Origin of the sequence: Pseudomonas sp. A-1 (genome assembly GCF_004801855.1) — a bacterium.
Taxonomy (GTDB): domain Bacteria; phylum Pseudomonadota; class Gammaproteobacteria; order Pseudomonadales; family Pseudomonadaceae; genus Geopseudomonas.
The window spans coordinates 1-23,522 of record NZ_SSTC01000050.1; the positions used below are offsets into that span (position 1 = coordinate 1).

Annotated in this window: 21 protein-coding genes; 1 reads left to right on the forward strand and 20 read right to left on the reverse strand. The window is 68.2% G+C overall.

Going from position 1 to position 23,522, the window contains the following annotated elements:
* Positions 1-295 precede the first annotated feature (295 nt).
* From E5198_RS12925 to E5198_RS12980, 12 genes are all read right to left on the reverse strand, one after another.
* A complete protein-coding gene (locus tag E5198_RS12925; protein ID WP_136490408.1) occupies positions 296-1,879 on the reverse strand; it encodes an amidase in 1,584 nt (527 codons plus the stop codon).
* Between the two features lie 118 nt (positions 1,880-1,997).
* Entirely contained in the window at positions 1,998-2,789 is a 792-nt protein-coding gene (locus tag E5198_RS12930) for an SDR family NAD(P)-dependent oxidoreductase (RefSeq protein ID WP_136490409.1), read from the reverse strand.
* Positions 2,790-2,877: 88 nt separating this feature from the next.
* On the reverse strand, positions 2,878-4,254 hold the full coding sequence (locus tag E5198_RS12935) for a DUF1329 domain-containing protein (RefSeq protein ID WP_136490410.1): 1,377 nt from the start codon (positions 4,252-4,254) through the stop codon (positions 2,878-2,880).
* A gap of 220 nt (positions 4,255-4,474) precedes the next feature.
* Complete coding sequence (locus E5198_RS12940) at positions 4,475-6,163, reverse strand: class I adenylate-forming enzyme family protein (protein WP_136490411.1); 1,689 nt, start codon at positions 6,161-6,163, stop codon at positions 4,475-4,477.
* A 16-nt stretch (positions 6,164-6,179) separates the two neighbouring features.
* Complete coding sequence (locus E5198_RS12945; RefSeq protein ID WP_136490412.1) at positions 6,180-7,322, reverse strand: acyl-CoA dehydrogenase family protein; 1,143 nt, start codon at positions 7,320-7,322, stop codon at positions 6,180-6,182.
* A gap of 10 nt (positions 7,323-7,332) precedes the next feature.
* Positions 7,333-8,523: an acyl-CoA dehydrogenase family protein gene (locus tag E5198_RS12950; protein ID WP_136490413.1), complete on the reverse strand. Its 1,191-nt coding sequence runs from the start codon at positions 8,521-8,523 to the stop codon at positions 7,333-7,335.
* A 183-nt stretch (positions 8,524-8,706) separates the two neighbouring features.
* The gene (locus tag E5198_RS12955; protein ID WP_136490414.1) at positions 8,707-9,873 is read right to left on the reverse strand and encodes an acyl-CoA dehydrogenase family protein; all 1,167 of its coding nucleotides are present in this window, start codon (positions 9,871-9,873) and stop codon (positions 8,707-8,709) included.
* Positions 9,874-9,883: 10 nt separating this feature from the next.
* Positions 9,884-11,059, reverse strand: a complete 1,176-nt coding sequence (locus E5198_RS12960; protein WP_136490415.1) for a lipid-transfer protein — start codon at positions 11,057-11,059, stop codon at positions 9,884-9,886.
* A gap of 17 nt (positions 11,060-11,076) precedes the next feature.
* The gene (locus tag E5198_RS12965; protein ID WP_136490416.1) at positions 11,077-11,496 is read right to left on the reverse strand and encodes a MaoC family dehydratase; all 420 of its coding nucleotides are present in this window, start codon (positions 11,494-11,496) and stop codon (positions 11,077-11,079) included.
* Positions 11,468-12,601: an acyl-CoA dehydrogenase family protein gene (locus tag E5198_RS12970; RefSeq protein ID WP_136490417.1), complete on the reverse strand. Its 1,134-nt coding sequence runs from the start codon at positions 12,599-12,601 to the stop codon at positions 11,468-11,470. The genes E5198_RS12965 and E5198_RS12970 overlap by 29 nt, the downstream gene beginning before the upstream one ends.
* 10 nt (positions 12,602-12,611) lie before the next feature.
* Entirely contained in the window at positions 12,612-13,571 is a 960-nt protein-coding gene (locus E5198_RS12975; protein ID WP_372239883.1) for an OB-fold domain-containing protein, read from the reverse strand.
* A 74-nt stretch (positions 13,572-13,645) separates the two neighbouring features.
* On the reverse strand, positions 13,646-14,428 hold the full coding sequence (locus E5198_RS12980; protein ID WP_136490419.1) for an SDR family oxidoreductase: 783 nt from the start codon (positions 14,426-14,428) through the stop codon (positions 13,646-13,648).
* A 137-nt stretch (positions 14,429-14,565) separates the two neighbouring features.
* On the opposite strand from E5198_RS12980, the gene E5198_RS12985 reads away from it, so the two are divergent.
* Positions 14,566-15,351 (forward strand): enoyl-CoA hydratase, encoded by a 786-nt coding sequence (locus E5198_RS12985; protein WP_136490420.1) that lies wholly within the window; start codon positions 14,566-14,568, stop codon positions 15,349-15,351.
* 9 nt (positions 15,352-15,360) lie between these two features.
* Here the strand turns inward: E5198_RS12985 and E5198_RS12990 are convergent, their stop codons facing one another.
* The 8 genes from E5198_RS12990 to E5198_RS13025 form a co-directional block, all read right to left on the reverse strand.
* Positions 15,361-15,591, reverse strand: coding sequence for a hypothetical protein (locus tag E5198_RS12990; protein ID WP_136490421.1), 231 nt, complete (start codon positions 15,589-15,591; stop codon positions 15,361-15,363).
* 392 nt (positions 15,592-15,983) lie between these two features.
* Entirely contained in the window at positions 15,984-17,147 is a 1,164-nt protein-coding gene (locus E5198_RS12995) for a helix-turn-helix transcriptional regulator (RefSeq protein WP_136490422.1), read from the reverse strand.
* Entirely contained in the window at positions 17,147-18,463 is a 1,317-nt protein-coding gene (locus E5198_RS13000) for a DUF1329 domain-containing protein (protein ID WP_256659100.1), read from the reverse strand. Before E5198_RS13000 ends, E5198_RS12995 begins: the two co-directional genes overlap by 1 nt.
* A gap of 75 nt (positions 18,464-18,538) precedes the next feature.
* On the reverse strand, positions 18,539-20,164 hold the full coding sequence (locus E5198_RS13005; protein WP_136490424.1) for a DUF1302 domain-containing protein: 1,626 nt from the start codon (positions 20,162-20,164) through the stop codon (positions 18,539-18,541).
* A gap of 221 nt (positions 20,165-20,385) precedes the next feature.
* Positions 20,386-21,072 (reverse strand): protein phosphatase 2C domain-containing protein, encoded by a 687-nt coding sequence (locus E5198_RS13010; RefSeq protein ID WP_136490425.1) that lies wholly within the window; start codon positions 21,070-21,072, stop codon positions 20,386-20,388.
* Positions 21,072-21,755, reverse strand: coding sequence for a hypothetical protein (locus E5198_RS13015; RefSeq protein ID WP_236574712.1), 684 nt, complete (start codon positions 21,753-21,755; stop codon positions 21,072-21,074). Before E5198_RS13015 ends, E5198_RS13010 begins: the two co-directional genes overlap by 1 nt.
* Before the next feature lie 23 nt (positions 21,756-21,778).
* Entirely contained in the window at positions 21,779-22,426 is a 648-nt protein-coding gene (locus E5198_RS13020) for a hypothetical protein (RefSeq protein WP_136490427.1), read from the reverse strand.
* 157 nt (positions 22,427-22,583) lie between these two features.
* Positions 22,584-23,486 carry a VOC family protein gene (locus E5198_RS13025; RefSeq protein WP_136490428.1) on the reverse strand — a complete coding sequence of 301 codons (903 nt, stop codon included), beginning with the start codon at positions 23,484-23,486 and terminating at the stop codon, positions 22,584-22,586.
* Positions 23,487-23,522: the final 36 nt, after the last annotated feature.

A 23,522-nucleotide genomic window follows, 5' to 3' on the forward strand; every position in this document is an offset into this window, starting at 1 on the left:
TTAAAGAGCGTTTCGATCGATTCACTCAGCGCTTCCGCTTCGTCTCAACCGAGGCCGCGCATTCTACAGCAGCCTTTTCAACCTGTCAAGCGTTGATTTCAGAAAAATCGTTCAAAATCAATCACTTACCCTCGACTGGCGAGCAATGCAAGCCAAGCGGGCCGCGAATAATACAGCCATTCTGGCTGTTGTCAACACACGGAAGATCGAAAGTTCGGGCAACACCTGAGTGCAGGCGCGCCCCGATGGATGCAAAACGCCGCCCATGGCCGGGCGGCGTTCGCAGCTGCGATCCTCAGAGCACAGCCCGCCGCCCCTGCCACGGCCGCTCGCGCTCCAGCTGGGCGGCAAGCCTGAACAGCAGGCCCTCCCCGCCCAGCCGCGCGGTGAACATCATGCCGATCGGCAAGCCGCTCTCGCTCCAGCCGGAGGGCACCGACATCGCCGGCTGGCCGCTGACGTTGGCGACCACGGTGAACGCGGCGCTGCCGGTGGCGGCGCCGGCGTAGTCTTCCCAAGGCTGGCTGAGGCGCAGCTTGCCGAGTTCCGGGGTCAGGGTGGCGGTGACCGGCGAGAGGATCACGTCGAAACGCTCGAACAGCTGCTCCATCGCCAGGCTGACCGCCTCGAACGACTGTCGCGCGCGGAACAGCGCTTCGCCGCTGACGCCCTGGGCGCGCTCGAGCACCTTGCGGGTGACCTGTTCGAGGTCGTCCGCGCCGGCGCTACGGCCAAGCAGCTGCTCGCGGTCGCGGATCGCGGTCAGCAGTGCGGTGCCGACGACCGCGCCGTGGGCGCCGAACACCTGCTGCGGCTGCACCGGCTGCGGGATCTGCTCGATCTCGTGGCCGAGCGACAGCAGCAGCTTGACCGTGTCGTCGAGCACCCGGCGGATGTCGGCGTCCAGCGCCAGGCCGGTCAGCGACTGGTCGATCAGCGCCACGCGCAGCTTGCCCGGATCGCGGCCGACCTCGTCAACGAAGGGCCGCTCCAGCGGCGGCAGCCAGTAAGGGCTGCCCGGCTCGTGGCCCTGGCCGACATCGAGCAGCAGCGCCGAATCGCGCACGCTGCGCGACACCACGTGGGCGGCACTGGCGCCGAACCAGCCCTCGAACCTGCCGGGGCCGCTGGGCGTGCGGTAGCGGCTGGGCTTGAGACCGAACAGGCCGCAGTAGGAGGCGGGAGTGCGGATCGAGCCGCCGCCGTCGGTGGCATGGGCTGCCGGGACTATGCCGGCGGCCACCGCCGCCGCCGCGCCGCCCGAGGAACCGCCGGCGCTGTGCGCCAGATTCCAGGGGTTGCGGGTCTGGCCCCACAGCAACGACTCGGTGGTGGTGGTCAGGCCAAATTCGGGCACCGCGGTCTTGCCGAAGGCCACTGCGCCGGCGGCCTCGTAGCGGGCGGCCAGGGTGCTGGTGTACTTGGCTGGCGGGGCGTCCTTGAAGAAGCGCGAGCCGTTGCTGGTCGAGGTGCCGGCCAGGTAGGTATTGAGGTCCTTGAGCAGGAAGGGCACGCCGGCCAGCGCGCCCTCGCGGGACAGACCCTGGCCGCTCCGGGCGGACAGCAGCTGCCGGGCGTAGTCGTCGTGGCGCATCACCACGGCGTTGACCTTGGGATTGACGGCATCGCAGCGCGCCAGGGCGGCGGCCAGCAGCTCCTCGGGGCTGATCGCGCCGCGGCGCACCTGCTCGGCCATGGCCGTGGCGTCCAGCTCGAGATATTCGCGTTGCGACAGCCCGCTGGCGGCGATGCCGAAGCGCGGCAACAGGCTCGCCCCGGCGAGCACCGCGCCGGCCTTGAGAAGCTGCCGGCGCTGCAGCTGCAGGCCTTCGCCAGTTTCGACCTGTAGTTGACCCTGCGGGCCATCCGCCTTTTCCATGATTCTCGCCTCTTATCGTTATGGTTCGCTCGGTTGCCACATACAGCCTGCAGGGGCGAATTCATTCGCCTGACAGGGCCACGTTGGCGAATTAACTCGCCCCTACAGAGCGGTGCGGTCAGTCTTTCATCTGCGGCGCCCAGGCCACGCCATTGATGTGGGCGCCGCCGTCGACGAACAGGGTGTTGCCGGTCAGGTAGCGGGCGTCGTCGCTGGCCAGGAAGGCGGCCACCGGGCCGATGTCGTCGAGCGGATCGCCGACCCGGCCCATCGGGTTGGCGGCGGCGATGGCCGCGGCGTTGTCCGGGCTGGCCGCGGCGAACCGCCGGTAGGCCTCGCTGACTGCGCCCGGGCAGATCACGTTGCAGCAGACGCCCTCCGCTGCCCACTCGCGGGCGGCGCTGCGGGTCAGGGTGCGCAGGGCCTCCTTGGCCGCGTTGTAGTCGGCCGTGTAGAGGTGGGCGTTGACCCCGTTGAGCGAGCACAGGTTGATGATGCGCCCGCCGCCGCGTTTGCGGAACTCCGGCAGGGCCGCCTGCATGGCCCAGAAGGCGGCCATCACCGCCATGTTGAAGGCGCCGAGCAGACGCTCGTCGCCGAGATTTTCCAGCCTGGCGTAGCCCGAGCCGCGCCAGGCGTTGTTGACCAGGATGTCCAGCCGACCGAAGCGCTCGACGGCGGCAGCCACCATGGCCTGCACCTGCTGCTTGTCGGTGACGTCGACCCGCTGGAAAGCGGCGTCGACGCCCCAGGTTTCGCGCAGCCAGGCCGCGGTCTCCTCGCCGGCCTGCTCGTTCACTTCCGCCACCAGCACCCGGGCGCCCTCGCGAGCCAGCGCTCCGGCGATGCCGCGACCGATGCCCATGCCGGCGCCGGTGACGATGGCGACCCTGTCCTGCAGCTTGCCCATCTCCTTCTCCTTCGTGGCGATGCTCGAAAAAAGGGCCGCTCACCCGAAGGGAGCGGCCGAACGGAGCGACTCTGTGACGATGCCGGCCTCAGCGGCCCTGGGCGCGGATGGCGTCAGCCGTGTACATGCTGGGGACGTACTTGCCCTCGTTGAGGATCGGCCCGCGCTTGGACTCGTTGGTCAGGGTGTAGCCGACGTACTGTCCGGAGCTGAGGTCGTGGTAGAAGGACGAGCCCGCCTGCCAGGCGCTCATGTCGGGGTGGTAGTAGTAGTTGATGAACGCAAACTTCCACAGCTCGCCGCGCGAATCGTAGTTGTCCGCCATCACCGCGTTCCAGGTGTCCTCGTCGATGAACAGCACGCGCTTGCTGTACAGGTGGCGGTAGCCTTCCTTGAGGGTCGCCTCCAGCACCCAGACGCGGCGCAGCTCGTGGCGCAGCACATCGGGATTGGGGTGGTTGGGCGTCAGGATGTCGGCGTACTTGACCTCGCCGCTGTTGGCCTTGAATGCGTTGGCCGGCACGTACATCTCGCGCTTGCCGAGCAGCTTCCACTGATAGCGTTCGGGCGACCCGTTGAACAGGCGGTCCTCGTCGATGATCATGGTGCCGTTGGTGCCGATCATCGGCTGGTCGAAGCCATAGCCCGGCAGCTGGCGCACGCGACGGGTGCCCGGGTTGTAGGTCCACGCCTGGCGGTCGCTGGTGACGAAGTTGTACGGCTCATGGGCGATGTTCATGGTGCCCTTCTCGCGCTGGGGCGAGAGGGTGGTGTTCCAGCTCATCGCCTGCATGCCGGTGGCGGTGTCCGGCTCGACCTTCGGGTCGTTGGCCTGCGACATGTTGCGCTGCCAGGTGCGGCCCCAGGCGATCTTGCCGTTGGGCAGCACGCTGGCGATGTCGCGGATGTTGTCCTCGGTGTAGGCGCGCACCGGCAGCTGGTGGTTCCACAGCACCTCCATGGCGCTCTTCGGGATCGGGAACGGCACCTGGCCGAGCCCCTTGACGCCCATGCCGTCGTTCTCCAGCTCGGCAGTCAGGGCGTTCTTCTTCGCCCGCTCGCAGACGTAGTCCGGATAGCGGAAGTCGCGATGGCCGGGGTAGACGTTGATCTTGTAGGTCTCAGGATAACGCTTGAGCAGCGCCTTCTGCCCTTCGCTCAGGCGCTCGGCGTACTGATCCATGTTCTGCGCAGTGATCACCGCCACCGGCTTCTCGTCGGCGTAGGGATCGACCGGCTTCTGGCCGGAGAAGCGCACGTGGTTCCAGCCGGGAACCTCTCCCAGGTACTTGCCGGTGAATGCGGGGATGCTGCCGTCCGCGTTGCCGGCGCGCTCGGCGCCGGTGCAGGTGAGTTCCTTACCGAGCTTGGCGGCTTCCTCGGGGCTTACCTTGGCGTGGGCGCTGGCGATCAGGCCTGCATTGACCGCCAGTGCTATGGCTAGCGCAACACCTTTTCTGTTCATTGTTGTTGGTCTCCGATGGGGTGGTCCGGCTTGGGTGCCGGAGTCCATGTTTCCCAATGGGGGTTCTCCAACTCATCGTCCATCAGGACTACAACGCGCCGCTTCCGGTCGGGATCATGGGCACATCCTTGCGGCGGCGCAGAACGCCAGCGCCCGCACCCGAGCCTTCCGGGGAAGCTCGGGTGCGGGCGCACTCTGGGACGCGTCTTGGAAGGCGGATCTAGCGCAGGAAGCGGCGGACGAAGTCCTCGCGCAGCTCGCGCTTGAGCAGCTTGCCGGAGGCGTTGCGCGGCAGCTCGGCGTGCACGACCTGCAGGTGCTCGGGCACCTTGAAGGCCGCCAGGTGGGCGGCGATGTGCGCGTGCAGCGCCACCTCGTCCACCCCGCAGCCCTCGCGCACCCGCGCCACCAGCGCCACCGCCTCGCCCATGCGCTCGTCCGGCACGGCGAAGGCGGCCGCCTCGATCACCCCGTCCAGGCCGCTGGCGCAGGCCTCGACCTCGGCGGCGGCGACCTTCTCGCCGCCGCGGTTGATCAGGTCTTTGAGCCGGTCGGTGATGCGCAGGAAGCCCTCCTCGTCCAGGCAGCCGACGTCGCCGGTGGCCAGCCAGCCGTCCTGCAGCGCCTCGGCGGTGGCCGCCGGCAAGCCCCAGTAGCAGCTCATCAGGGTCGGCGAACGCAGCCAGATCTGCCCTTCCACGCCCGGCGCCTGCGGTGCATCGGGCGTGTCGCCGATGCGTACCTCGACGATGGGCAGCGGCCAGCCGACACAGGCCGGCTTGTAGACGAACTGGTCGCCGCCGATGGCCGCGCCGACACTGTTGCTCTCGGTCATGCCGTAACCGGCGCCGCCGACGGCGTTCGGCTTGACGCTGGTCAGTTGCGCCAGCAGCCCCGGGTTGGCCGCCGCACCGCCTAACCCTAAGCCGAACAGGCTGGCGGTGGCGTCGCTGGCGAAGCGCGGCGAGGCCAGCAGTTGCTGCATCATCGCCGGCGAGCCACTGAACTGGGTGCAGCGCTCGCGCTCGATCAGGTCGAGGGCGCGTTCGGAGTCCCACTTGTACATCAGCACCAGGCGCCGTCCGCCGCGCAGGGCCAGCAGGAACTGCGCGTGCAGGCCGCTGACATGGAACAGCGGCACGGCCATCAGGTTGGTCGGCGCGAAGCCGCTGTCGATGATTGCCTTGATGCGCTGCGGCGAGCTCATGGCGGCGAAGGCGCCCTGGAATTCCAGGGCGGCCAGCGCCTGGCACACCGCACGATGGGAGGACAGCACGCCCTTGGGCTTGCTGGTGGTGCCGGAGGTGTAGAGGATCAGCAGCGGGTCGTCGGGCTGGAACACCGGTGGCGGCAGGAGTGCAACGTCCTCGGCGAGCAGCGCCTCGTAGTCACACACCCACCGACCCTGCCCCGGCGCGCCGACGGCGATGGCCTGCAGGTCGAGCGGCTCGAGATCGCCCTCGACCAGCGCCAGGCGCGCCGCGTCGCACAGCAGCACGCGCGAGCCGGAATCCTCCAGGCCGTGCAGCAGCTCCTCGCGCTGGCCCCAGCTGTTCAGCGGCACCACGATGGCGCCGCTGGCCACCGCGGCGACGAAGGCCACCAGCCAGGCCGGCTGGTTGCGCATGGCGATGGCCACGCGGTCGCCCTTGCGCACGCCGAAACGCGTGCGCAGTTGGGTAGCCAGGCGGTCGACCTGGGCGAAGAACTCGGCGAAGGTCAGCCGCTGGTCCTCCCAGACCACGAACTCGCGCTCGCCGTGGGCGCGCCCGGCGTTCAGCGCGGTGAGCAGGTCCGGTTGGGCGTTGCGAAAATAGCGCGGGCCGCCGTCGTCAGGCGTCACCACCTCGTAGGGCGAGCCGGGGCCGCTCAGTTGTCGCCAGGCGGTTTGCCAGTTTTCCACAGTCATCTGCCGCTCCCCCTGTTCAGGCCTGCGCGCCGTAGCGCTGGCAGTGATAGTCGCTGTCGCCGAGGCAGGCCTGGGCGACGCGGATGCGCTTGAGGTACAGGCCGACGTCCAGCTCGTCGGTGACGCCGATGCCGCCGTGCATCTGTACCGCCTCGTTGCTCACCTTGTCGGCGGCGACCCCGGCCTTCCACTTGGCCAGGCTGGCCAGGCGGGCGCGCTCGCCAGCATCGAGGCTGGCATCGTCGAGGGCGGCGAGGCCGGCCATCACCGCGCTGCGCGCCAGCGCCAGCTCGACGTACAGACGCGCGGCGCGGTGCTGCAGGGCCTGGAACGAGCCGATCGGCGCGTCGAACTGCACGCGGGTCTTCAGGTAGTCGAGGGTGGTGGCGAACAGCGTCTCGGCGGCGCCGAGCAGTTCGGCGGCCAGGCACACGCGACCGCGATCCAGCGCCGTTTCCAGCGCCGGCAGGCCGTTGTCGAGTTCGCCGACCAGCGCGTCCGCGCCGACCGTCACGCCGTCGAACTGCAGGCGCGCGCAGTTGCGCGAGTCGATCAGCGCCGCCGGGGCGACCGTCAGGCCCGGCGCACCGGCTTCGACCAGCAGCAGCGACAGGCCGTGGGCCTCGCCGCGCTGACCGGCGGTGCGCGCCAGCACCAGGTAGGCATCAGCCTGGACACCGTCGACCACGAACAGCTTGGCGCCGGACAGCCGCCAGCCGGCCTCGCTGCGCTCGGCGCGCAGCTCGGTGGCCAGCGGATCGTGACGACCCGTCTCGTCTATGGCCAGGGCGAGGCGCTTGTCGCCTGCGATCAGCGCCGGCAGCCAGCGTTGCTGCTGCTCAGGCGTACCGGCCAGCTGCAGCAGAGAGCCAGACAGCACCACGCTGGACAGCAGCGGGCTGGCGCTGAGGTTGCGGCCGATCTGCTCGAACAGCGGGCCGAGGCTCTGGCAGCCGAAGTCCAGGCCGCCGAAATCTTCGGGGAACGGGATGGCGCTCCAGCCCAGCGCGACCATCTCGCTCCACAGGGCGGCGTCGAAGCCGAGCGGCGCGCCTTCGTCGCGCAGGCGGCGCTGGGCGGCCACCGGGCTGCGCGCGGCGAGGAATTCGCGCGCGGTGTCGGCCAGCAGCCGTTGTTCTTGGTTGAAAATCAGGCTCATGGCGTGCTCCTCACTTGGCGTCCGGCAGGCCGAGCACACGCTTGGCGATGACGTTGAGTTGAACTTCCGAGGCGCCGCCGGCGATGGTCAGGGCGAAGCCGTTCAGCCAGGCCTTGGTGATCGCCAGCTCTTCGCTGGTGAAGGCGTCGCCTTCCCAGCCGAGGGCGTGGTAGCCGAGGGCGTCGAGGAGAATCTCGAACTTCTCGCGATCCTGCTCGCTGTGCACCAGCTTCATGATCGCCATCAGCCCGGAGATGTCCTGGCCGCTGCGCGCCTCCTCGCCCATGCGCTGCACGGTGAGGCCGTAGGCGTGCTCGTCCATCGCACAGGCCAGCGCGCGGGCGCGCAGGGCCTGGTCGGCCGCGCTGCGCGGTTCGGGCAGGTAGCGCTCGACCAGCGGCAACAGGTGGAAGTGGTTCGGCAGGCTGGTCTCGCCGAACTTGGACATGGCCTTGCGCTCGTGCTGCAGCAGGCTCTTGCCCAGCGTCCAGCCGCCGTTGAGCGGGCCGATCAGCTGGCTCTTCGGCACCTTGACGTTGTCGAAGAACACCTGGCAGAACGCCGACTTGCCGCTGATCAGGTCGATCGGGCTGACGCTGATGCCCGGCGAGCGCATGTCCAGCACGATCAGGCTGATGCCCAGGTGCTTGGGCGCGCTGGCATCGGTGCGCACCAGGGCGTACATCCAGTCGGACTTGTCGCCGTAGGAGGTCCAGATCTTGGTGCCGTTGACCACGAAGTGGTCGCCCTCGTCGCGGGCGCTGGTCTTCAGGCTGGCCAGGTCGGAGCCGGCGTTCGGCTCGGAGAAGCCCTGACACCAGCGGATCTCGCCGCGCGCCATGGGCGTGAGCAGGTCGCGCTTCTGCTGTTCGCTGCCGTATTCGAGCAGCACCGGGCCGAGCATCCATATCCCCAGGTTGATCTGCGGCGGCCGGCACTTGAGCCGGCGCAGCTCGCTTTCCAGCACGGCCACCTGCGCGGGCGACAGCCCGCCGCCGCCGTATTCGGTCGGCCAGTCCGGGCAGAACCAGCCCTTGTCGCGCATGCGCTCGAACCACAGGCGCTGGTCTTCACTGCTGAACTCGACCTGGCTGCCGCCCCACACCAGCTCGCCCTCGGGCGTCGGGGTGCGCTGCGAGGGCGGGCAGTTGGCCTCGAGCCAGGCCCGCGTTTCCTGGCGGAAATCGTCGATTGCGCTCATCTGTTGTTGTCCTTCTGGTTTGCGCCGGGGGCCGTGCCCCCAGCGGCAATGTAGCGGATTTCGCCTCCCACCCTGTAGGGGCGAGTTCATTCGCCTTGCGGGGCATTTTGGCGAATAAATTCGCTCCTACAGTGGATCGGCGCGGCCCGGAAGCCCGCGATGCGAACGCCCGGGCGCCTGCCCTCAGCGCCCGCGCGGCATGCCGAGGCCGAACTGGGCGATCAGCTCGCGCTGGATCTCGTTGGTGCCGCCGCCGAAGGTCAGGGTCACCGAGGCGCGCACCTCGTACTCCAGCTCGCCCTGCAGCAGGGAGGCCGCCGAACCCTCGCGGATCAGGCCGTTGGCACCGACGATCTCCGACAGCTTGCGCAGGATCTCGATGGCCGACTCGGCGCCGTAGACCTTGGTGGTCGAGGCCAGCGCCACGCCCATCTGCCCGCGCTCGAGGTCGGCGGCGATGCGGAAGTTGATCAGGCGCATCGCCTCCAGGCGCGCGTAGCACTCGGCCAGCGCGCTGCGCACCCAGCCGTGGTCGACGGCGCGGCGGCCCTGCTCGTCGGCGCTCCTGGCCCACAGGTAGACGCGGCGGAACAGCCCGGCCACCTTGTCCGCCCAGGAGCCGAGCCCCAGGCGCTCGTGGTTGAGCTGCGCGGTGATCAGCTTCCAGCCGCCGTTCAGCTCGCCCACCAGCATGTCGGCCGGCACCTTGACGTTGTCGTAGTAGGTGGCCGCGGTCGGGTTGCTGCAGGTCGGGATCACCGTGGTCGAGAAGCCCGGCAGCTGGGTGTCGAGGATCAGGATCGACACGCCCTTGTGGCGCGGGCGCTCCGGGTCGGTGCGCGCGGCCAGCCAGATGTAGTCGGCCGCCTCGGCGCCGGAGGTCCACAGCTTGTTGCCGTTGACCACGAAGTGGTCGCCTTCCGGGCGCGCGGTGGTCTTCAGCACCGCCAGGTCACTGCCGGCATCCGGCTCGGAGTAGCCGATGGCGAAGATGATCTCGCCGGCGGCGATGCCGGGCAGGAACTTCTCCTTCTGCAGCGCGGTGCCGTACTCCATCAGCGCCGGACCGACGGTGCTGATGGTGACGAAGGGCAGCGGCGCGCCGGCGATGTTGGCCTCTTCGAAGAAGATCAGCTGCTCGGTGGCCGCGTAGCCCTGGCCGCCGTGCGCCTTCGGCCAGCCGACCGCCAGCCAGCCGTCGCGGCCCATCTGGCGGATGGTCTGGCGGTACAGATCGCCGCCTTCCTTGCCGCGCAGCTCGCTGCGCAGCTCGGGAGTCATCAGGTTCTGGAAGTAGTCCCGCACCTTGAGGCGCAGGGCGTGTTGCTCGGGGGTCAGATCGACGAACATGTCGCGCTCCTTATGCTGCGCCCAGGATCAGGCCGCTGGTCGGCACGCCGGTACCGGCGGTGACCAGCACGTTCTCCGCGCCGGCGACCTGGTTGACCGAGGTGCCGCGCACCTGGCGCACGCCCTCGGCCACGCCGTTCATGCCGTGGATGTAGGCCTCGCCGAGCTGGCCGCCGTGGGTGTTGATCGGCAGGCTGCCGCCGCGGGCGTGCAGGCCGTCACGGATGAAGTCCTTGGCCTCGCCGCGCTTGCAGAAGCCGAACTCCTCCAGCTGCGGCAGCACGAACGGGGTGAAGTGGTCGTAGATCACCGCGGTCTGCAGGTCCTGCGGGCCGAGGCCGGACTGCGCGTACAGCTCGCGGGCGACCACGCCCATCTCCGGCAGGCCGGTGATGTCCTCGCGGTAGAACGAGGTCATGCTCTGCTGGCCCTCGGCGATGCCCTGCGAGGCGCCCTTGATGATCACCGGCTTCTGCCGGAGATCGCGGGCGCGTTCGGCCGAGGTGATGACCATGGCCACCGCGCCGTCGGACTCCTGGCAGCAGTCGAGCAGGTGCAGCGGTTCGCAGATCCAGCGCGAGGCCTGGTGTTCTTCCAGGGTGATCGGCTTGCCGTAGAAGAACGCCGCCGGGTTGGTGGCGGCGAAGTCGCGCACCGCCACGGCCACGCGGCCGAAGTCCTCGCTGGTGGCGCCATAGGTGTGCATGTAGCGCTGGGCGAACATGCCGACCCAGGCGGCCGGGGTGTGGAAACCGTGCGGCATGTACCAGCCGTAGTTGACCGCGTCGAAGATCGGCGCACCGCCGAAGTCGTGCGGCTTGCCGAAGCGGTACCAGGAACGCTCGTTCATCGCCCGGTACACCACCACCACCTTGGCCACGCCGGTGGCCACGGCCATCGCCGCGTGCATCAGCGGCGCGCAGGCGCCGCCGCCACCGTGGGGGATCTGCGAGAAGAACTTGACGTTCTTGCAGCCGAGCAGGCGCGCCACCTCGTACTCCGGCACGTTGTCCATGGTGTAGGAGCTGAAGCCCTCCACCTCGGACGGGTCGATGCCGGCGTCGGCCAGCGCGCCCAGGGTGGCTTCCATGGCCAGGCGCAGCTCGGTGCGCCCGGAGTTCTTGGAGAATTCGGTCGCGCCGAGGCCGACGATGGCCGCGCGTCCGGAAATCGAATTGCTGGTCATATCCTGTCTCCTGCGCCTTACGGCAGCACCAGCGTGGCCGTGCCGGTCACGTGGTTGCCCATGGAATTCTTGCCCTTGAGCGTCACCTGCACGGTGCGGCTGGCGGCGTCCTGAGCGGTCACTTCGCCGCTGAAGGTCATGGTGTCGCCCGGGTAGTTGGGCGCGCCCAGCTTGATCTTCAGGTCGGCGAAGCGCGCGGCGGGGCCGGCCCACTCCTCGACGTAGCGCTGCACCAGGCCGCTGGTGGTGAGGATGTTCATGAACACGTGCGGCGAGCCGAGTTCGCGCGCGGCGTCCTTGTCGTGGTGGCCGGGGAAGTAGTCGCGGGTGGCGATGGCGCCGGCGGTGATCAGCTGCACGGTGATCGGGATCGCCAGCTCCGGCAGCGCCTGGCCGGGGAGCACTTCGTCAAATGCCTTGGTTTTCTTCGAGGTCATATTTCCATCCCAGCTTGTCGTTGTTGGCCAGCCAGTCGCCGAGGCGCTCGAGGGTCGCGGCGCTGCCACCGAGGGTGATGCCCAGGGCGCGGCTCCAGTAGAGGTAGCGGTGGATCGGATAGGTCAGGTCGACGCCGATGCCGCCGTGCACGTGTTGCGCCTTGTGGCCGACCAGGTGGCCGGCCTCGCAGGCGAGATACTTGGTCGCCAGCGCCTCGGAAGTCGCCGGCAGGCCGGCGTCGAGGCGCCAGACCAGCTGCCAGAGCGCCGAGCGCAGCGCTTCGACGGCGATGTGCGCGTCGGCCATGCTCATCTGCACCGCCTGGAAGCTGCCGATGGCGCGGTCGAACTGGCGGCGCTCGTTGACGTATTCCACGGTGCGGCGGATCTGCTCGACGGAGACGCCCAGCTGCAGGGCGGCCAGCGCGGCGATGGCGCGGCTTTCCAGCCAGTCCAGCGCGGCGACCGGCAGCAGCGCCGCGGTCGGCACCACCACGGAGCTGAAGCGCAGGTCGGCGACCGCCTCGCCCTGGGTGAACACCCCGGCGGTCTTGTCGATGCCGGCCACGCGCAGGTCGACCAGCAGCAGGCGCGGCGCGCCGGCCACCTTGGCCAGCAGCAGGGCCTGGCAGACGTTGGCGCCCAGCGGCACGGCGGACGCCGTGCCGTCCAGCTGCCAGCCGCCTTCCACTTCGCTGGCCTCGAGGGCGATGCCCTTGGCGTTGGCCAGACCGTCGAGCGCCAGGGTCAGCAGGCGCTGGCTCTCGGCGGCGGCCTGCACGGTCTCGGCGGCGGCGTCAGGGGCGAATTTCGCCAGGGTGGCGGCGGCCAGCTGGTGGCGCCACAGCGGCACCTGGCCGAGCGCGCGGCCCTGGGCTTCCAGCACCAGCATCAGCTCGGTCATGCCCAGGCCGCTGCCGCCGAAGTCCTCGGGGATGGCCAGGGCGTGCAGGCCGGTTTCCACGCAGCTCTGCCACAGCGCGCCCATGAACGGCTCGCCGGAGCCGTCGAAGGCGCGCAGGCGGTCGTCGGTGCAGTAGTCGGCGAACAGGCTGCCGGCCATCTCGGCGATGGCGCGCTGTTCCTCGTTCAGTTCGAAGTCCATGGTCCTCTCCTCACTGCGCGACCGGCCGGAACAGCGGCAGGATCAGTTCGTCGTCGAAGGTGTGGAACTCGACCTGCACGGCCTGGCCGATGGCCAGCTCGTCGCGCTTGACGCCGACCAGGCCGGCGGTCAGGCGCACGCCCTCCTCCAGCTCGATCAGGCCGATCGGGTTCGGGTAGTCGAACGGCGGCACTTCCGGGTAGTGCATGACCACGAAGGAATAGATCGTGCCCTTGCCGGAGGACTGCACGCTGTCCCAGTCGAAGGAATGGCAGCTGGCGCACACCGGTGCCGGCGGATGGCGCAGGGTGTTGCAGGCGGTGCAGCGCTGGATCAGCAGCTTGCCTTCGGCGCAGCCTTCCCAGAAGAAGCGGGTGTCGTCGCTGATGCCGGGCTTGGGCCGCTTGATCTTCGGGATGGCAGAGGCGCTGTCGCCCTCGGCGGCCGGCTTGACCGGGTTGGCCGGACGGAACTTGAACACGCGGAACAGCAACTGGCCAACCGGCTCGTCGCCTTCGGGCTGCTCGGAGAAGAAGCTCATCACCAGGGTGACGAAGTAGCCGGTGCCCAGCGCGGTAGTCTTCTCATCGCCCACCGCGTCGAGGCGGGTGGTGTAGTAGAGCTTCTCGCCGAGTTTCACGTAGCGGTCGAAGCTCAGGTCGGAGTTGACCGCCACCACCGAGGCGAAGCCGTTGGCCTCCAGCAGCTTGAGCACCTCGTAGGGGTTGGCGTCGGTGGACCCCGGCGCGTAGTTGTTCTGATGCAGGCCTTCCAGGCACCAGGCCTGCAGCATCGCCGGCGGCGCGACGATGCTGCCGTGCTCCGTGGTGGCGGCGTAGTCGGCGTCGAGGTACAGCGGGTTGTCGATGCCCATGACCTCGCACCACTGGCGGATCATCGGCGCGTTGACCGCGTCCCAGGCGTAGACGCGACCGTACTCGCGTCCCACCATGGCCCGCACGGCGGGCATGAATTCTTGTTCAGCCAAGATGTTCTCCTCGGAGTTGAGGGCGGCCCGCCGCACGGCGGACGCGCCGGCTTCGGTCATTGATGGGCGGAATTGGCTGCGGCAAGGAAGGCGGGACTTTCCCCGCCCCCGTGCAGCAGGAGGTTGCAGCCGCTGGCGTAGCCGGCCAGCGGGGAAGCGATGAACAGGCAGGCGTTGCCGATGTCCTCGGGAGTGGCCATGCGTCCGGCCGGGATGGTGCCGGCGACCGCGGCGATGCCCGCCTCGTCGCCGTAGTGCAGGTGCGCCTGCTCGGTGCGCACCAGGCCCGGGCTGACGGTGACCACGCGCACCTTCGGCGCCCACTCCACCGCCAGCGAGGTCACCAGCGCCAGCACGCCGGCCTTGGCCGCGCCGTAGGCGGCGGTGCCCGGCGACGGGCGCAGGGCGCTGATGCTGCCGATGAACACGATCACCCCGCCCTCTTCCTGGCGCTGCATCAGCCGGTTGGCGTGCTGGGCGACGTTGAGCGGGGCGATCAGGTTGAGGCGGATGATGCCCTCGTGGAAGCGCGGCGAGGCCTCGCCGGCCAGCACGTGGGGGCTGCCGCCGGCGTTGTTGACCAGCACGTCGAGGCGCCCGCAGCGCTCCTCGATCACCGCGAACAGGGTGGCCAGCGAGTCGGCGTCGCGCACGTCGGCGGGGAGGAATTCGGCCTGGCGGCCGTCGGCTTGCGGCAGCGCCTCCGGGGCGTTGCGACCGCAGACCAGCACGCGGGCGCCGGCGGCGAGGAAGCTCTGCGCGATGCCCGCGCCGACGCCCTTGGTGCCGCCGGTGACCAGCACCACCTTGCCGGTGAAATCGAGGTTCTGAGTGGCCATTGCATGCTCCTTGATAGCTGCATGGCTTCACTCTAGGGACTGGCCGTCGCCGAACTCGTCGTTCAAACGGACGATGAGTGACGGCCCCGCACCTGCGAACAATCGCCCATCGCTCCCGTCTTGCAGAGAGGTCGCGCATGTCCGCCGACAACCTTGTTCCCGTGCTTCTCGACTTTCCCGCCGAAGGCGTCGCCCGCCTGCGCCTGAACCGCCCGCAGGCCACCAACGCCCTCAGCCTGGAGCTGCAGGCGCTGCTCTCCCGGCACTTCGCCGAACTGGGCGAGGACCCGGCGGTGCGCTGCATCGTGCTCACCGGGGGCGACAAGGTGTTCGCCGCCGGCGGCGACATCACCAGCATGGCCGGGGTCGGCGCCATCGACATCTACCAGCGCCACACCGAGCGGGTCTGGGCGCCGATCCAGCACTGCCCCAAGCCGGTGATCGCCGCGGTGTGCGGCTACGCCTACGGCGGCGGCTGCGAGCTGGCGATGCACGCCGACATCATCATCGCCGGGCGCAGCGCGCGCTTCTGCCAGCCGGAAATCCGCATCGGCATCATGCCCGGCATCGGCGGCACCCAGCGCCTGGTGCGCGCGGTGGGCAAGGCCAAGGCAATGCGCATGGCGCTCACCGGCGCGCCGATCAGCGCCGAGGAAGCCTGGGTCGCCGGGCTGGTCAGCGAGCTGGTCGACGACACCGAGGTGCAGGAACGCGCCCTGGAGATGGCCCGCGACATCGCCGCCATGCCGCCGCTGGCCGCCGAGCAGATCAAGGAAGTGATCCTCGCCGGCATGGACGCCTCGCTGGAGGCGGGCCTGGCCCTGGAACGCAAGGCCAACGCCCTGCTGTTCGCCTCGCGCGATCAGAAGGAAGGCATGCAGGCGTTCATCGACAAGCGCAAGCCGCGCTTCGAGGGGCGTTGAGGGCCTTCCTCAGCAGGCGACCAGCTTGTCCTGCACCGACAGCCGCATCACATAGCCGAGCTTGACCAGCGACGGCCCGACGATGGTCAGCATGTGCGAGCCGACCACCAGGCCGAGGCCGATGGCCTCGTCGAAGCAGTAGGCGCCGAGCACGCCGACGAGCAGGATGACCACGCCGGACACGACCAGATTGTTGGCCAGATGGAAGACTTTGCTGGGGGATTCAAGCACACCGGACATCTCAGGTACCTCCACAACGGGTTTCAGCAGTTGCAGAAGACCAATCAGGAACCGTGCCAGGCGGGCGGGGGCTTGCAGATCAATAACCTAGCGAAGAGCTCGGACATTTGCGGTCGAAACGACACGAAAAACAGCTGTCATAGCGACTACACAAGCGAGTCGGAATGACCCGCACGCCTTGCCGTGGGGTGCGCCCTGCGCACCATCCAGTGCGCCGTTTGTCCGCACGCGGACAAGGTGCGCACGGCGCACCCTACCGGAGTATCTTGCTGAACGCCGCGCACGATTGTCCGGCCAGCTCCCGGAGCTGCCCAGTTGGCCCCTGAGCCGATTAATCCACCTATTCGGCTCACCAGATGAGCCGAATAACCGCCGCAATCGGCTCACGCCCCTCAATCCAACGCCACCACACTGCACAACAACAGCTGCACCAGCGCGGTCTGCCGCTTCACCCCGGTCTTGGCGAACACCGCGCGCAGGTGGCTGCGGGCGGTGTTGCGGCTGATGCCGAGGCGGCTGGCACTTTCCTCGAGAGTCAGGCCTTCGCCGAGCAGCACGGCCAGTGCGGCTTCGGCCGGGGTGAGCTGGTAGAGCTGGCGCAGCAGGGGTTCGGAAGGCTGTGCCGGGCGGCTGCTGTCGCGCAGGATCAGCTCGACGGCCGCGGCGCGGCCGGCTTCGGCGCTGGCGGTGAGCGGGATGCTGCGCACCAGTACGCTGAGGCCGCCGGGCTGGCCGCCGCGATCCAGGGCGATGGCCTCCACCAGGCCGCTGCCGTTGCGGCCGGCGGCGGCCTGCTTGATCAGTCGCCACAGGCGGCGGTCGTCGCGCGGGGCGACGGCTTCGAGCATGCCGTTGTGCAGCTGCAGGCTGTCGCCCTCGGCGAGGATCTCCTCGGCGACCTTGTTGATCCGGCAGATGCCGCCGCTCTCGTCGAGCAGGATCGAGCCGATGCCGATGCGCTCCAGGGTGCCGACGTACAGCCGGCAGGCGCTCTCCACCCGGTCGAGGTGGGCGTACAGGCGCAGCGCGCGCCGCAGATGCGGCAGCAACAGGGCGCACAGAGCCCGCTCCGTCTCGCTGAACGGCCCGCTCTGCGGCGGGCGGCTCAGACGCAGACGGAACTCGCGCTCGCGGCCGTCGTCGCTGCGGATGTCGGCGCCCATCATGTAGCGCACCTGCAGCGGTTCGAGAAAATCGCGGTAGATCACGCTGGCCAGCCACTCGCGCTCGTCGATCAGCTCCTCGAGCATCACCACGGTGTCGCGCGGCAGGTTGACGAACGGATCGACCGTGTACAGCGAGCTGCTGTAGAGGGCATGGATGTGCGGCCGCGCCTCGCCGGCGAACACCACCAGGCCGCGGTCCTCGGCGCTGGGCAGGCGGATGGTCAGCGAGGCGTAGTTGGCGCGGAACTGCCGGCGCAGGGCGTCGAGCAGGGCGTTCCACGGCTTGTCCTCGAGCAGGCCGTCGTAGACCAGGCCGATCAGCCCCTGCAGCTCGGCGTAGCTGGTGCCCGCAGCGAGGCAAGGGGCGCACGCGCCCCCTGCCCCGTCCATCACAGACCGCCCCGGCGGGCCGCCTCCGGTCCGAACATCGCCGGGCGGAAGCCCGCCACGTTCAGCTTGAAGCCCTTGGGCTGCTCGTTGATCAGGTTGAACGCCAGATAGGTGTTCTCCAGCAGGTCGTGGTACAGGCCGACACCGGCCTGCATCGTCTGGGTCTCGTAGGCGTAGAAGAAGTTGAGCATCGAGGTGCGCCACAGCTCGCCGCGGCTGTCGTAGTTGTCGGCGACGATGGGGAACCAGGTGTCCTCGTCGATGTACAGGCGACGCTTGCCGTACAGGTGGCGATAGTCGGTCTTGAGGGTGCCTTCCAGCACCCACACGCGGTGCTTCTCGTAGCGCATGTGGGTCGGGTCGATATGGCCCGGCTTGAGCAGGTCGGCGTACTTCAGCTCCGGCGAGTGGATGCGATAGGCGTTGTAGGGGATGTACAGCTCCTTCTTCTCGACGATCTTCCAGTCGTAGCGCTGGCCGGAACCGTTGAACAGCCGTACCTCATCCACGGTGATCGAGCCGCCGGTGCCGGGGAACGCCATGTCGAAGCCATAGCCGGGGGCCTGGCGCACGCGGCGGGTGCCCGGGTCGTAACGCCAGCTCTGGCGCGGCTCGGTCTTGTCGTTCCAGAACTCCATGCCGGTGTTCACCTCGCCCTTGTCGCGCAGCGGCAGCAGGGTCTCGTTGAGGTAGAAGGACGACTGGCCGCTGGTGTCGCCGATGCGCCCCGGCTCCAGGTGCGGTGCCAGGTTCTTCGAGTGCACGCGGCCCCAGTTGACCTTGCCGTCGCGCAGCACATAGGCGTTGTCCGAGACGTATTCCTCGGTCCACGCGCGCACGGTGAACAGCGAGGCGTTCTTCAGCAGCTCCAGGCCGGTCTTCGGCAGCGGGAATGGCGTGCCGCCGGTCTTGGCCACCACGCCCTCGCCGTCATCGGTCAGGTGCGCGTAGCCGACGTTGGCCTTGGTCGCCTGGCACACGCTGTCGTTGAAGCGGAAGTCGCGGTGCGAGGGATAGACCGGCATGCGGAAGGTCTCCGGATACTGCCGGAACAGCGCCTTCATGCCGTCGGTGAGGTGCTGCTCGTACTCGGCCATGTTCGCCGCGGTGATGGTGAACAGCGGCTTCTCGTCCGCATAGGGATCGAGCGGATGGTTGCCGGTGCCCTGGAAATTCACATGGGGCGGCGCGCCCAGCCACTTGCCGGAATACTCCGGAATGCTGCCGTCGGCGTTGCCGGCGCGCTCGGCGCCCATGCAGGTGAGGGTGCTGCTGTCCAGCTGGGCCGCTTCATCGGTCTTGGCCAGTGCCGGCATGGCGAGCGCGAACAGCGCGCCGCAGGCGAACAGGCTGGCGAGTTGCGTGTGCTTCTTCATGGGTCCCTCCCCTTCTCAATAGGTGTACTTGGCGTTCAGCGACAGGTAGTCGCGATCCGCCAGGGTGCGGCCGTTGGCGATGTCGGCCGAGCCGAGGTAGCCGACGTAGGTCAGGCCGACCTGGAAGTTGCCCAGGTACTTGAAGTCGCCGCCGACGGTGATGCGCTTCTCGTCGCGGCCCAGGCCCGAATAGGCGCTGCCGGAGACGTTCTGGTTCCAGAACACCTTGGTGGTCAGGTCCCAGCCGCTGAACAGGCTCGGGTAGTCGAACATCGCGCCGACGCCGACCAGCGTGCTGCCGCGGGTCTGGCCGTCGTACTCGAAGTCGTCGAAGGTGCCGTTCTGAATGCCGCCGGTCACGACCAGATCCTCGACGCTGTCGATGCGCTGGTGCACCACCTCGCCCATCAGCGTGGTCTGGTGGGCCAGTGCGCTCGGGCCGATCATGTACACGGCGTTGAGGTTGCCCTGGATCAGGTTGCCGCGGGTCGGCGCGCCGTTGGACAGGTAGACCGCGGCGTCCTCGCGGTAGCTGAGATCGCTGCCGATCTGCACCGCATCGCCGAGCTTGGTGCTCAGGCTCAACCCGGTCAGGGCGATGTCGTCGAAGTAGCCGAGCTGGTAGGCAGGCGCGTTGCCCGGCCCGGTACCGCGGCCCACGCGCTTGAGCGAGGAGTACTGGGTGTTGCCGGTGAAATCGAAGAACAGCGCCGGCACCCGGTCGTGGTAGCGGTAGTGGTAGAGGCCGACCTCGGTGTTCTGCGCCAGCTGGTAGCGCAAGCCCAGGCCCCACTGGCCATCGTCATCCGGCTCCACCTCGCCGGCGTAGTTGACCACTGCCCCCCCGGGCAGACGGAAGAACTGCGCGCCCGGTCCGAAGTAGTCGCTGCCGAAGAAGTCGCCCACCGGGTTGATCAGGGTCTCCTCCCACTCGTACTGCCAGAAGCCGACCAGGGTCAGGTCGTCGGTCAGCGAGAAGGATGCCGACAGCTGGCCGACCGGCAGGTAGGCGTCCTTGGCCTCGGTGCCCGGCACGTTGAACTTGGTGGCGTCCACCGGCGCCTGGCCCTGGCTGATGTTCGGCCAGAACAGGCTCTCGCCCCAGGCCACCAGGTGGCGACCGGCCTTCGCCGACAGGTAGCGGTCGTCGAAATTCCAGCTACCGAACACGAAGGCGTCCAGCAGGCGGAACTCGCCGCCGCTGCGCTCGCGGGTCTTCTCGATGAAGTGGTCGTGGGCGCCGAACTTGTTGACGGTGGCCGGCGAGTCGTTGTCGTTGCTGCCGTGGTAGGCCGCATCGTAGAAGTGGCTGGCGCGGACCATGGCGCCGACGTTGTCGTGGCGCAGCAGCGCCTCGCCGAACAGGCTGACGCGGTTGGTGATCAGCGAACCACGGTCGAAGTTGCGCGTGCCGTCGTCGGAGTTGATATCGTTGAGGTACTCGTCGGCGGGCTTCTCGGTCCGCACCGAGGCGGTGTAGTTGACCGTCAGCGACGATTCGAGGGTGGTCGACTCGCCGAGTTCGAGGGTCGGCAGGGCGCTCGCCGCCCCGCTGCTCAATGCCACGGCCACTGCGAGCAACTCGCGCAGGTACGGCGGCTGGCCGGCGCGCCGGCACTCCTTTCTTGCTGCCTTGGGCATACTGCCTCCGGATTATTGTTTTTCTGGCATTGCAGGCCCGCGCTCGGACAAAGCCACCACGCGGGCAGGTCCATGACCCCGCCGCGCGTGAATCCGGCGCGGCGGGGACGGGGCCAGTGTGGGAATGGGCGGGTGGGTGACACATCACCCATTTGAGGGATATCCGGGCGATTGCAGGCGCCAGAGAGGCCTTTGCGCGCCCGGCGCGCGGGAGGGGCAGATCAGTCCGCGATGATGAACAAATTGTCGCTGTCAGGCGCTTGGATCACACGCATGGCCCCCGGGCTCAAGCGCAACTCGCTGGCATCGTCATGCACTCGCGATAGCGCAACTCCTTGCTGCCGATGCTCGTACCAGTATCCGTCGGTACAGAGCAGCAGTTCGGTACCGGTCGCTAGCATCGTCACCCGATGCTCCGGGGCGCAAAAACGTCGGGCATTCAAGGAGCGGGTCAGCAGATGTCTGGACGCGGGATCACTGGCCTGCGGGGTCGAGTGATAGAAGGGCTGTCTGCTCAGGGTGTGCGGGATCGTCAGCCAGTCGATTTGCCCATCGGGCTGACAGACTCCGGCCAGGCAGTCGCCGACATGCAGGACATCCAGCCGACGGCTGTTCAGATCGAGCCGCACGCAGCAATAGCTGGCGATTTCGTGCAGGTAGTGCTGACGCAACTCACGCTGCCGCGCCTGCATCAAGCGAACGAGTGCGGATGCTTCAAGCGGTTCGTCCGCCGCCAAGGCATCGGTGATGATGCTAATCGCCCAGTGCCTCGCAAGCGCCTGCCCCTCGCCACGTTCGGCTCCGTCGACCAGCATGGCCAACAGGCAGTTTCCCTTGCGCCCCACAGCTGCTGCATCGTTGTTGGTGCGCGTCTGAGATCCTTGTTGGCTGGTCCACTCCACGCGCATCAGCCGTGTTCCCCGGCCAGCGCTTCCAAGCGGGCGAAAAGCAGCGCCTCGCGCTCCCGGGAGCCATAGGCCTGACTGGCGACGGCGTACTCGAAATCGGCATCAGCGAGCAAACTGGACAGTTCCCGAGCAATGTAACTGCGCACCTCGGCAGCCGCAGCGCGGATCTCTTCCAGCAGCTCCTCCCTCCCGTCGACCAGGTTGAGAATGTCCTCGATATCCCGGCTGGACAGTGCATCGCCACCACCACGTCCTTTATAGGCCTCCAGCTTGGTGGCGACAAAGTAGACGGGGTGGACCAGATTGATGGTGGTCTCCTTGTCCAAGGCATAGACCGTCGAGGTCGCCATCGCCTCCCGGTACCAGCGGTTGCTGAAACCCAGCACCTGCTCGTCGTCGGGCATGAAGTCGACGCGCAGATCGCCCAGGCGCATGGCGCAGATCGGAAAGTCGTCATCCATCTCCGCGACATCCAGACGGAAACCACGCCGGATCAGTTGCTCCTGCAGAGAGGAGAAGCCTGTGTAGCTCATGACATGCACGATCAGGTCGACATCGTCGGTGCTGCGCACCTGCTCGCGGGTGAAGGCATCGGTCAACAGCAGGCCGGTGGTGCACCCACCGACGAAAGTCATCTGCCGACACAGATCCGGTCCCAGAGCCTTGGCGACCAGCTTGAGCATGTCTCTCTGGGTGTTGAATGTCGTCATCGGATCTCTAGGCGCTCCTTGAGCAGGCTCGTGGCCAGATTGCTCTCGCGCGGCTGGCCAAGGCGGATGGCATCGATCAGCGCCATCAGCGCGTACATCTCCGGATCCCGCTTGGCGGCATAGGTCGCCGTCTTGAACAGCGGCTCGACCTTCAGCCCCTTGGTGTTGCCGTAGGCATCGGGCCAGACCAGCAGGTGCTCGCCGGCACTCAGCAACCTGCCCGCCAGCACCGGAGCAGCGAAGGAAGTGCCGATGCCCCTGGTCAGCTCCCCGGCACGCGCAGGGAACACATATTTCAGACCATGAACGATAAACTCCAGCAGCACCCTGGTATTGGCACGCGGCACGCCCAGCTTGCGATCCTCCCTGGCCAGACCGATGTCCATGCAATGCTTCAGCGAGCGGTTGATCTGCGTCTTGCTGATGCCGGTCTGCAGCTCCAGGGCGCGCGCCGTGTAGAGCGACGGACTTCCGACCGGCAGTGCAGCCAGATCCACCTCGCCCGGATGTTCCGGGGCGTTCTCCTCACTCCAGTCCTGCCAGTCGTGGGGCCAGGCCTTGTCCGAAACTTCTGCACGGGCAGCCATTTCCTGCCGCTGCAGGCAGACCAGTTTCAGCAGCACCCCTATATCTTGACTTTTCATGACCACCACAGAGCCTATGTCCCAGGTCCCGGGACCTGGGACAATGCTCATTGAGAGAAACCAGAAAAGCAAGAACCACCTGTCGAACACATCACGACAACCCAGATGTCAGGGCCAGAGCTCCAACGACGGCCAGAGAGAGCGACCGACCCACTCATCACCCCGCCGGCGCGTTGAACCCCACCCCGAAGTCATGCCCCCACACGCTCACCTCGCTGGCCTCGTAAACGCTGTGCCGCGTCCAGTCGAGGACCAGGCCGCCGAAGCCGTACTCGATGGCGAAGCCCGAGGGGGTGTCCATGTAGAAGGAGGTCATGCGGTCGTTGACGTGCTGGCCGAGGGTGGCCATCAGCTTGACGCCCGCGCGCTGCATGCGGTCGTGGGCGCGGCCGACTTCCACCAGGTTCTCCACCTCCACCATCAGGTGCACGCAGCCGCTGGGCACCGGCGCGCCGAACAGCGCCAGGCTGTGGTGGCGGCCGTTGTTGCAGTGCAGGAAGTAGATGGGGATGGCCGGGGCGTCCGGCGCCGGCTGGAAGCGGTGGATGTCGGACAGGCCGAAGCCCATCACATCGCGCAGGAAGGCCCAGGTTTCATCGAAGTTCGACGCCGGCAGCACGGTGTGGCCCATGCCCAGCTCGCCGGTGACGAAACCCGGCACACCGGCCGGCGAGACGAAGCGGCGAAAGTCCGAGCGCACGCCCCATACCAGCTCGTGCAGGTTGCCGGACGGGTCGCGCAGGCTGGCCAGGCCGTTGACCCGGCGCACCGCGCACAGCTCGGCGCAGCCGCGCTCGAACGGCACCCCGGCGCGCTCCAATTCCACGCAGGCCTGCTCGAAAGCTTCCTCGCCCGCCAGCTCCCAACCGCTGGCCACGTAGCGGTCGGCCGGCCCACCCGAGACGAACAGCCGGAACGGCCGCTCGTCCATCTTGATATAGAGGTCGCCCAGCGGCCCCTCCTCCACCATCATGCCCAGCACCTGCTCGGCCTGTCGGCGCCAGGCGCCCAGGTCGCGGCTCGACGCCACCACGTAGGCCAGTCCACGAATGTCCATCATCGGATTCTCCTCGTCGCGGCGCCGGGCGCGTCGCCA

Excerpts from the sequence above, each read along its gene's own strand:
- E5198_RS12995 (WP_136490422.1), bottom strand. The coding sequence starts at position 17,147 with ATGGACGGGGCAGGGGGCGCGTGCGCCCCTTGCCTCGCTGCGGGCACC.
- E5198_RS12950 (WP_136490413.1), bottom strand. The coding sequence starts at position 8,523 with ATGAGCGCAATCGACGATTTCCGCCAGGAAACGCGGGCCTGGCTCGAG.
- E5198_RS12975 (WP_372239883.1), bottom strand. The coding sequence starts at position 13,571 with ATGCCCGCCGTGCGGGCCATGGTGGGACGCGAGTACGGTCGCGTCTAC.
- E5198_RS13020 (WP_136490427.1), bottom strand. The coding sequence starts at position 22,426 with ATGAAAAGTCAAGATATAGGGGTGCTGCTGAAACTGGTCTGCCTGCAG.
- E5198_RS12960 (WP_136490415.1), bottom strand. The coding sequence starts at position 11,059 with ATGACCAGCAATTCGATTTCCGGACGCGCGGCCATCGTCGGCCTCGGC.
- E5198_RS13010 (WP_136490425.1), bottom strand. The coding sequence starts at position 21,072 with ATGCGCGTGGAGTGGACCAGCCAACAAGGATCTCAGACGCGCACCAAC.
- E5198_RS13000 (WP_256659100.1), bottom strand. The coding sequence starts at position 18,463 with ATGCCGGCACTGGCCAAGACCGATGAAGCGGCCCAGCTGGACAGCAGC.
- E5198_RS12945 (WP_136490412.1), bottom strand. The coding sequence starts at position 7,322 with ATGAGCCTGATTTTCAACCAAGAACAACGGCTGCTGGCCGACACCGCG.
- E5198_RS13025 (WP_136490428.1), bottom strand. The coding sequence starts at position 23,486 with ATGATGGACATTCGTGGACTGGCCTACGTGGTGGCGTCGAGCCGCGAC.
- E5198_RS12930 (WP_136490409.1), bottom strand. The coding sequence starts at position 2,789 with ATGGGCAAGCTGCAGGACAGGGTCGCCATCGTCACCGGCGCCGGCATG.
- E5198_RS12965 (WP_136490416.1), bottom strand. The coding sequence starts at position 11,496 with ATGACCTCGAAGAAAACCAAGGCATTTGACGAAGTGCTCCCCGGCCAG.
- E5198_RS12980 (WP_136490419.1), bottom strand. The coding sequence starts at position 14,428 with ATGGCCACTCAGAACCTCGATTTCACCGGCAAGGTGGTGCTGGTCACC.
- E5198_RS12970 (WP_136490417.1), bottom strand. The coding sequence starts at position 12,601 with ATGGACTTCGAACTGAACGAGGAACAGCGCGCCATCGCCGAGATGGCC.
- E5198_RS12935 (WP_136490410.1), bottom strand. The coding sequence starts at position 4,254 with ATGAACAGAAAAGGTGTTGCGCTAGCCATAGCACTGGCGGTCAATGCA.
- E5198_RS12990 (WP_136490421.1), bottom strand. The coding sequence starts at position 15,591 with ATGTCCGGTGTGCTTGAATCCCCCAGCAAAGTCTTCCATCTGGCCAAC.
- E5198_RS13015 (WP_236574712.1), bottom strand. The coding sequence starts at position 21,755 with ATGCTCAAGCTGGTCGCCAAGGCTCTGGGACCGGATCTGTGTCGGCAG.
- E5198_RS12955 (WP_136490414.1), bottom strand. The coding sequence starts at position 9,873 with ATGTTCGTCGATCTGACCCCCGAGCAACACGCCCTGCGCCTCAAGGTG.
- E5198_RS12925 (WP_136490408.1), bottom strand. The coding sequence starts at position 1,879 with ATGGAAAAGGCGGATGGCCCGCAGGGTCAACTACAGGTCGAAACTGGC.
- E5198_RS12940 (WP_136490411.1), bottom strand. The coding sequence starts at position 6,163 with ATGACTGTGGAAAACTGGCAAACCGCCTGGCGACAACTGAGCGGCCCC.
- E5198_RS13005 (WP_136490424.1), bottom strand. The coding sequence starts at position 20,164 with ATGCCCAAGGCAGCAAGAAAGGAGTGCCGGCGCGCCGGCCAGCCGCCG.
- E5198_RS12985 (WP_136490420.1), top strand. The coding sequence starts at position 14,566 with ATGTCCGCCGACAACCTTGTTCCCGTGCTTCTCGACTTTCCCGCCGAA.